Origin of the sequence: Streptomyces thermodiastaticus, from assembly GCF_014656135.1 — a bacterium.
GTDB lineage: Bacteria > Actinomycetota > Actinomycetes > Streptomycetales > Streptomycetaceae > Streptomyces > Streptomyces thermodiastaticus.
This window is the reverse complement of record NZ_BNBV01000027.1, coordinates 75,101-82,277: the sequence shown is the minus strand read 5'-3', so window position 1 is coordinate 82,277 and position 7,177 is coordinate 75,101. Positions and strand designations below refer to the sequence as shown.

Sequence of the window (7,177 nt, the reverse complement as noted above, 5' to 3'; positions counted from 1 at the left end):
CGTCCGCCGGCCCCGGCCACCCGGGCGCCTCGGCCCGCCCCGGCCCCGCCACCACCGCCACCGGCGGCCCGCGCCGGCCCTCGGCCGGCGTGAGCACCCCGGTGACCCGGCCGACCATGCCACCGGCCGGCACCTGGCCCGCTCCGACGCCGCCCGACGGCGGCGGTACGCCCACCGACGGCACGCCCGCACCGCAGGACCCCGGCGGCGACGGCACCGGATCCGGCGCGGACGGGCCCGGCAACGTCGCGACCGGCCCCGGCAGCCCGGTGCCCGTCACCACGGCACCGCATCCCACCACGACGCCCGGCGCGACGACCGTCCCCGGGCCCGGCCCGGCCGGCACCCGGACGCCGTCCCCGTCCCCGTCCGCGCCGGGGGTCGCCGCCTGATGGCCCGCCCGAGCCCGAGGCCCGCCGCCCGCGACACCCGTGCCGCCGCCCGCACCCGCCGCCCACCGCGGCGCCTGCCGCTGCGGCTGCTGGTGCCCGCGCTGCTGCTGGCCGCGCTGACGGCGATGCTGATGCTGCGCGGCTATGTGCACAGCGAGATCCTCGCCGACCACCGCATCCGCCCCGAGGCCGCCACCGGCACGGTGCCGCGGCGGATCCTGGACGGCGGCCCGGTCATCGACACCCGGCACGGACGGGCCACCAGCCTGCGCATCCCCGACCGCCGGCTGGTCCTCACCTTCGACGACGGCCCCGACCCTCAGTGGACGCCGAAAGTGCTGGACGTGCTCAGGAAGCACCACGCGCACGCGGTGTTCTTCGTCACCGGCACCATGACCTCGCGCCACCCGGACCTGGTGCGGCGCATGGTCGCGGAGGGGCACGAGGTCGGCCTGCACACGTTCAACCACCCCGACCTGTCGTACCAGTCCGAGCGGCGCATCGACTGGGAGCTGTCGCAGAACCAGCTCGCCCTCACCGGCGCGGCCGGGGTGCGCACCTCGCTGTTCCGGCCGCCGTACTCCTCCTTCGCCGACGCCATGGACGACCGGTCCTGGCCGGTGACCCGGTACATCGGCCACCGCGGCTACATCACCGTCGTCAACACCCTCGACAGCGAGGACTGGCGCAGGCCGGGCGTGGCGGAGATCGTCCGCCGGGCCACCCCGCAGGGCGACCAGGGCGCCGTCGTCCTCATGCACGACTCCGGCGGCGACCGGCAGCAGACCGTCCGGGCCCTCGACCGCTACCTGCCCGCGCTCCAGGCCCGCGGCTACCGGTTCGACAACCTCACCGAGGCCCTGGGCGCCCCCAGCGCGCTCACCCCGGTCACCGGCGCCGACCTGTGGCAGGGCACGGCGTGGATCCTCCTGGTGCAGGCCTCCGAGCGGCTCACCGGCGCCCTGGCGGTCTGCCTTGCGCTGGTCGGCGCCCTGGTCATCGCCCGGTTCGCCCTGATGGTGCTGCTCTCCGCCGCGCACGCCCGGCGGGTCCGCCGCCGCGGCCCGAGGTGGGGACCGCCGGTCACCGCACCGGTGTCGGTCGTCGTCCCGGCGTACAACGAGGCCACGTGCATCGAGAACACGGTCCGCTCGCTGGTGGCCGGTGAGCACCCCGTGGAGGTCCTCGTCGTGGACGACGGCTCCACCGACGGCACCGCCGACCTCGTCGAGGTCCTCGACCTGCCCGGCGTCCGCGTCGTCCGGCAGCGCAACGCGGGCAAGCCCGCCGCCCTCAACCGGGGCATCGCCGAGGCCTCCCACGACCTGATCGTCATGATGGACGGCGACACGGTCTTCGAACCGTCCACCGTCCGCGAGCTGGTGCAGCCCTTCGCCGACCCGCGGGTCGGCGCCGTCGCCGGCAACGCCAAGGTGGGCAACCGGGACTCGCTCATCGGGTCCTGGCAGCACATCGAGTACGTGATGGGCTTCAACCTCGACCGCCGCATGTACGACGTGCTGTGCTGCATGCCGACCGTCCCCGGCGCGGTCGGCGCCTTCCGCCGCTCGGCCCTGGAGCAGGCCGGCGGCCTCAGCGACGACACCCTTGCCGAGGACACCGACGTCACCATGGCCCTGCACCGCGCCGGCTGGCGGGTCGTCTACGCGGAGAACGCCCGCGCCTGGACCGAGGCGCCGCAGACGGTCCGGCAGCTGTGGTCCCAGCGCTACCGGTGGTCCTACGGCACCATGCAGGCCATCTGGAAACACCGCGGCGCGCTGCTGGACCGCGGTTCCTCCGGCCGGTTCGGCCGCGTCGGCCTGCCGCTCGTCGCCCTGTTCATGGTCGTCGCCCCGCTGCTGGCCCCGCTGATCGACCTGTTCCTGCTGTACGGGCTGGTCTTCGGGCCCACGCAGAAGACGATCGCCGCCTGGCTGGGCGTGCTCGCCGTCCAGGCCCTGTGCGCCGCGTACGCCTTCCGCCTGGACCGCGAGCCCATGATCCACCTGGTCTCGCTGCCGCTGCAGCAGATCCTGTACCGGCAGCTGATGTACGTGGTGCTGCTCCAGTCCTGGATCACCGCGCTGACCGGCGGCCGGCTGCACTGGCAGAAACTGCGCCGCACCGGCGTGCTGCGCGCCCCCGGGCCGGCGGAGCCACGGCAGCCACGGGAGCGGGCGGACGCGATGAGCACCACCGCACCCGGGAGGCCCGTGGCATGACCGAGACCCTCGCGGCGCGGACGGCCCCCGGACACTCCCCGGCCCCCGGCCGCGACCGGTACCTGGACCTGCTGCGGGCCCTGGCCCTGCTCCGGGTGGTGGTCTACCACCTGTTCGGCTGGGCCTGGCTGACGGTGCTGTTCCCCTCCATGGGCGTGATGTTCGCGCTGGCCGGCTCCCTGACGGCCCGCTCCCTGGACCGCCGGTCGGCGCCCGGCGTGCTCCGGGACCGGCTGCGTCGCCTGCTGCCGCCGCTGTGGGCGTTCGCCGCCGTCCTGCTGCCGCTGCTCCTGCTCGCCGGCTGGACCCCCCTGCACGGCCCCGGCTCCGGTGGCATCACGGGTCTGGCCGGGCTCCTGACCTACCTCGTCCCTCTCGGCGCCCCGCCCTACCCGGAGCACCTCGGCTCCGCCGCCGGCCTGCTGGGCACGACCTGGGCCGACGACGCGGCCGGTCCGCTGTGGTACCTGCGCGCCTACCTGTGGTTCGTGCTGGCCTCCCCCCTGCTGCTGCGGGCCTGGCGCCGCGCCCCGTGGCCCACCCTGCTCGCCCCGCTCGCCCTGACCGCGGTGCTCGGCACCGGCCTGGTGACCGTCCCCGGCGAGGCGGGCGACGCGGTGACGGACTTCGTGGTGTACGGCGGCTGCTGGATCCTGGGCTTCGCCCACCGGCAAGGAGCACTGCGGCTCGTCCCCCGCTACCTGGCGGTGTCCGGGGCGGCGTTCTGCATGGCGGCCGGCCTCGCGTGCGCCGCCGGACACCGGGGGGACAGCGGCTGGGACCTCAACGACATCCCCCTCGCCCAGGCCCTGTGGTCGTTCGGCGCCGTGGTGATCCTGCTGCACGGCGCCCCGTCCTGGCGGCGGCTGCCGGAGCGGCTGCGCCGCTTCGACGGCCTGATCACCCTGGCCAACAACCGCGCGGTGACCGTCTACCTGTGGCACAACCTGCTCATCACCGCCGCCGTCCCGCTGCTCGACCAGGTCTACCGGCTGCCCCTCCTGCGCGGCGACGAGGCGGCCGCCGTCCTCGACGCGAGCAGCGGCCTGTGGATGTGCGTTCTGGTGTGGCCGCTGCTCGGTGCCGCGATCTGCGCCTTCGGCTGGGTCGAGGACCTCGCGGCGCGACGCCGGCCGCACCTGTGGCCGGCAAGCCGGCGCTGATACCGGCCGGCCGGCGCCGAGACCGGCCGGCAGGCGCTGGGACCCGCCCTCTCACCGCCCCGCCCGGGACGGTGAGAGCAACGTTCCCTCACGGTCACCCGCCGCCACAGCCAGGAAACGCGCCCTTTCTAGCGTCGGTGCGAGTCAGTCGACGGCAGGTCGACACCCGACCGAGCAGCCGGAGCCCGTGGAGGCGCGATGACAGCCCGAGCCCCGATCCCCCCTCGCCGCACAGGACGCTGGATCGAACACTGGGACGCGGAGGACGAGGACTTCTGGAGGACGACGGGACGCCGGATCGCCCGCCGGAACCTCTGGTTCTCCGTGCTGTCCGAGCACATCGGCTTCTCGGTGTGGACCCTGTGGTCCGTGCTGGTGCTCTTCATGGGCCCGGAGTACGGCCTCACCGCCGCCGACACGTTCCTGCTGACCTCCCTGGTCACCCTCGTCGGCTCCGTCGTCCGCGTCCCCTACACCTTCGCCGTGGCCCTCTTCGGCGGCCGGAACTGGACAATGATCTCGGCCGCCCTGCTGCTGGTGCCGACGGTCGCCGCCTTCGCCGTCATGCATCCCGGCACCTCCTTCACCACCTTCCTGTGGGTGGCGCTGCTCGCCGGCATCGGCGGCGGCAACTTCGCCTCGTCCATGACCAACATCAACGCCTACTTCCCGCTGCGGGAGAAGGGCTGGGCGCTCGGCCTCAACGCCGGCGGCGGCAACGTCGGCGTGGCCGCGATCCAGCTGGTGGCGCTCGCCGTGATCGCCGCGGGCGGCGGGCCGCGCGTCCTGCTGGGCATCTACATCCCGCTGATCGTGGTGGCCGCCGTGTGCGCCGCCTGCCGCATGGACAACCTGGCGACGGTGCGCAACGACGCCGGCGCCGCCAAGGACGCCGCCCGCGACCTGCACACCTGGATCATGTCGGTGCTCTACATCGGCACCTTCGGCTCCTTCATCGGCTACAGCTTCGCCTTCGGCCAGGTGCTCACCGGCCAGTTCGGCCGGACCCCGCTGCAGGCCGCCTGCCTGACCTTCATCGGCCCGCTGCTCGGCTCGCTGATCCGGCCGCTCGGCGGCCGGCTCGCCGACCGCTACGGCGGCGCGCGCATCACCCTGTGGTGTTACGTCGCCATGGCCGCCGCGACCGCCGGACTGATCGTGGCGAGCATGCGCGCCTCGCTGCCGCTGTTCGTGACCGTCTTCGTCGCCCTGTTCGCCCTCAGCGGCCTCGGCAACGGCTCCTCGTACACCATGATCCCCGGCATCTTCCACGCCAAAGCCCTGGCCCAAGGACTTCAGGGAGAGGCCGCCACGGCGTACGGCCGCCGCCTGTCCGGCGCCGCCATGGGACTGATCGGCGCGGTCGGGGCGCTCGGCGGGGTCGGCATCAACCTCGCCTTCCGCCAGTCCTTCCTCTCCTTTGGCTCCGGCACCGGCGCGTTCGTCGCCTTCCTCGTCCACTACGCCGTTTGTTTCGCCCTGACCTGGGCCGTATACCTGCGTCGACCGACCGGGCGGACCGTGACTACCGTGACGACAGAGCCGGAACCGCGCCTGGAACACGCCGAGGCGTGACGTAACTCCGGCGCAATGCGGCCGAACCGAGCCTGTCACACGCTGTTGACAGGCTCGGATGCCGGCGGATGCCGGTCAGCTAGGAGAGTGCATGCACGACGAACAGCAGGCAGCCGGGCGGCCCGAGCCGGGGCCGCTGGCCGGGTTCACCGTGGGCGTGACGGCTGCGCGCCGGGCCGACGAACTCATCGCGCTGCTGCAGCGGCGCGGCGCCGACGTCGTCCACGCGCCCGCCCTGCGGATCGTGCCGCTCGCCGACGACAGCGAACTGCTCGCCGCCACGAAGGAGATCATCGACCGGGCGCCCGACGTCGTGGTCGCCACCACCGCGATCGGCTTCCGCGGCTGGGTGGAGGCCGCCGAGGGCTGGGGCCTGGGCGAAGGACTGCTGGACCGGCTCCGCCGGGCGGAACTGCTGGCCCGCGGCCCCAAGGTCAAGGGCGCGATCCGCGCCGCCGGGCTGACCGAGGAGTGGTCGCCGTCCTCGGAGTCCATGGCGGAGGTCCTGGACCGGATGCTCGCCCAGGGCGTGGACGGCCGGCGGGTGGCGGTCCAGCTGCACGGCGAACCGCTGCCGGGCTTCGTGGAGTCCCTGCGGGCGGCCGGCGCCGAGGTCGTCCCGGTGCCGGTGTACCGCTGGATGCCGCCGCAGGACCTCGGCCCGCTCGACCGCCTGCTGGACGCCGCAGCCTCCCACGGCCTGGACGCGGTCACCTTCACCAGCGCACCGGCCGCCGCGTCCCTGCTGGCGCGGGCCGAGGAGCGCGGCATGCTGCCCGAGCTGCTGCAGTCCTTCGCACACGGGGTGCTGGCCGCGTGCGTCGGCCCGGTCACCGCGGTGCCGTTGCAGGCGCGCGGCGTGGACACGGTGCAGCCCGAACGCTTCCGTCTCGGCCCGCTGGTGCAGCTGCTCTGCCGCGAACTGCCGTCCCGCACGCCGTCGTTGCCCGTGGCCGGTCACCGCCTTCAGATCCGCGGTCACGCGGTCCTCCTCGACGGCGAGCTGCGCCCGGTGCCACCGGCCGGCATGGCCTTGCTGCGCGCCCTGGCCCGGCGCCCGGGCTGGGTCGTCTCCCGCGCCGACCTGCTGCGCGCCCTGCCGGGCGCGGGCACCGACGAACACGCGGTGGAAACGGCCATGGCCCGCCTGCGCACGGCCCTGGGCACCCCCAGACTCATCCAGACGGTCGTCAAGCGTGGGTACCGGCTCGCTCTGGGCCCGGAGACGGAGGGCAAGTACGGGGAGGAGTGAGGCCCTCGCGGAGTTCGCCCACCTCGAACCACAGCAGCTTTCCCGCCCCGCGTTCCAGCGGACCGGGGCGGACGGTCCAGCTGCCCCAGGAGTCCGCGAGCTCCTGCACCAGCCGCAGCCCGCGCCCGCCGTCGGCGTCCTCCGGGGCGGGGCCCACCCGGTCCCAGGGCGGATCGCCGAACGGGGCCGGGACCCGTGGGTGGCTGTCCCAGACTCCGACGCGCAGCCTGCCGTCCGCGAGGCAGGCCGGCCGCAGGGAGGCGGGCCCGCAGGTGTGCCGATAGGCGTTGGTGACCAGCTCGCAGGTCAACAGCTCGACCACGTCGACCAGTTCGTGCCGTCCATGGCTGCTGAGCGCCGTCCGTACGGTCATACGTGCGACACGTGCCGCGCGGGGATCATGCGGCAGGCGAAGGGCGTACACCCAGGTGTCGGGCAGGGATACGGTGCCCATGGAGACTTCCTCGCCGCCGATGCGCAGCTGAGCAAGTACCGTGCCGTGCTGAATCGCATGGAGAGCTGTGCGCTCGGGCCCGCCGAGTCGCGCGACTTCGTCCGACGCCTCATCCG

At 74.3% G+C, this 7,177-nt stretch carries 5 protein-coding genes and 1 pseudogene; 5 read left to right on the top strand and 1 reads right to left on the bottom strand.

Annotated features, from left to right (window positions below; all coding sequences use genetic code 11):
* The 5 genes and pseudogenes from IE286_RS21870 to IE286_RS21850 all read left to right on the top strand — a co-directional run.
* Positions 1–392: pseudogene (locus IE286_RS21870) on the top strand (translation initiation factor IF-2); the annotation flags it as partial.
* Complete coding sequence (locus IE286_RS21865) at positions 392–2,617, top strand: bifunctional polysaccharide deacetylase/glycosyltransferase family 2 protein (protein ID WP_189798467.1); 2,226 nt, start codon at positions 392–394, stop codon at positions 2,615–2,617. The pseudogene IE286_RS21870 and the gene IE286_RS21865, both read left to right, overlap by 1 nt.
* Entirely contained in the window at positions 2,614–3,780 is a 1,167-nt protein-coding gene (locus tag IE286_RS21860) for an acyltransferase family protein (RefSeq protein WP_189798466.1), read from the top strand. The genes IE286_RS21865 and IE286_RS21860 overlap by 4 nt, the downstream gene beginning before the upstream one ends.
* A 198-nt stretch (positions 3,781–3,978) precedes the next feature.
* Positions 3,979–5,355, top strand: coding sequence for a nitrate/nitrite transporter (locus IE286_RS21855; protein ID WP_189798465.1), 1,377 nt, complete (start codon positions 3,979–3,981; stop codon positions 5,353–5,355).
* Positions 5,356–5,446: 91 nt separating this feature from the next.
* Positions 5,447–6,607, top strand: a complete 1,161-nt coding sequence (locus tag IE286_RS21850) for a uroporphyrinogen-III synthase (protein ID WP_189798464.1) — start codon at positions 5,447–5,449, stop codon at positions 6,605–6,607.
* Here IE286_RS21850 and IE286_RS21845 read toward each other — a convergent pair.
* Positions 6,546–7,061, bottom strand: coding sequence for an ATP-binding protein (locus tag IE286_RS21845; RefSeq protein WP_189798463.1), 516 nt, complete (start codon positions 7,059–7,061; stop codon positions 6,546–6,548). The two genes, IE286_RS21850 and IE286_RS21845, sit on opposite strands and share 62 nt — an antisense overlap.
* Positions 7,062–7,177: the final 116 nt, after the last annotated feature.

Coding starts and splice junctions, on each gene's coding strand:
- IE286_RS21865 (WP_189798467.1), top strand. CDS start 392: ATGGCCCGCCCGAGCCCGAGGCCCGCCGCCCGCGACACCCGTGCCGCC.
- IE286_RS21860 (WP_189798466.1), top strand. CDS start 2,614: ATGACCGAGACCCTCGCGGCGCGGACGGCCCCCGGACACTCCCCGGCC.
- IE286_RS21855 (WP_189798465.1), top strand. CDS start 3,979: ATGACAGCCCGAGCCCCGATCCCCCCTCGCCGCACAGGACGCTGGATC.
- IE286_RS21850 (WP_189798464.1), top strand. CDS start 5,447: ATGCACGACGAACAGCAGGCAGCCGGGCGGCCCGAGCCGGGGCCGCTG.
- IE286_RS21845 (WP_189798463.1), bottom strand. CDS start 7,061: ATGGGCACCGTATCCCTGCCCGACACCTGGGTGTACGCCCTTCGCCTG.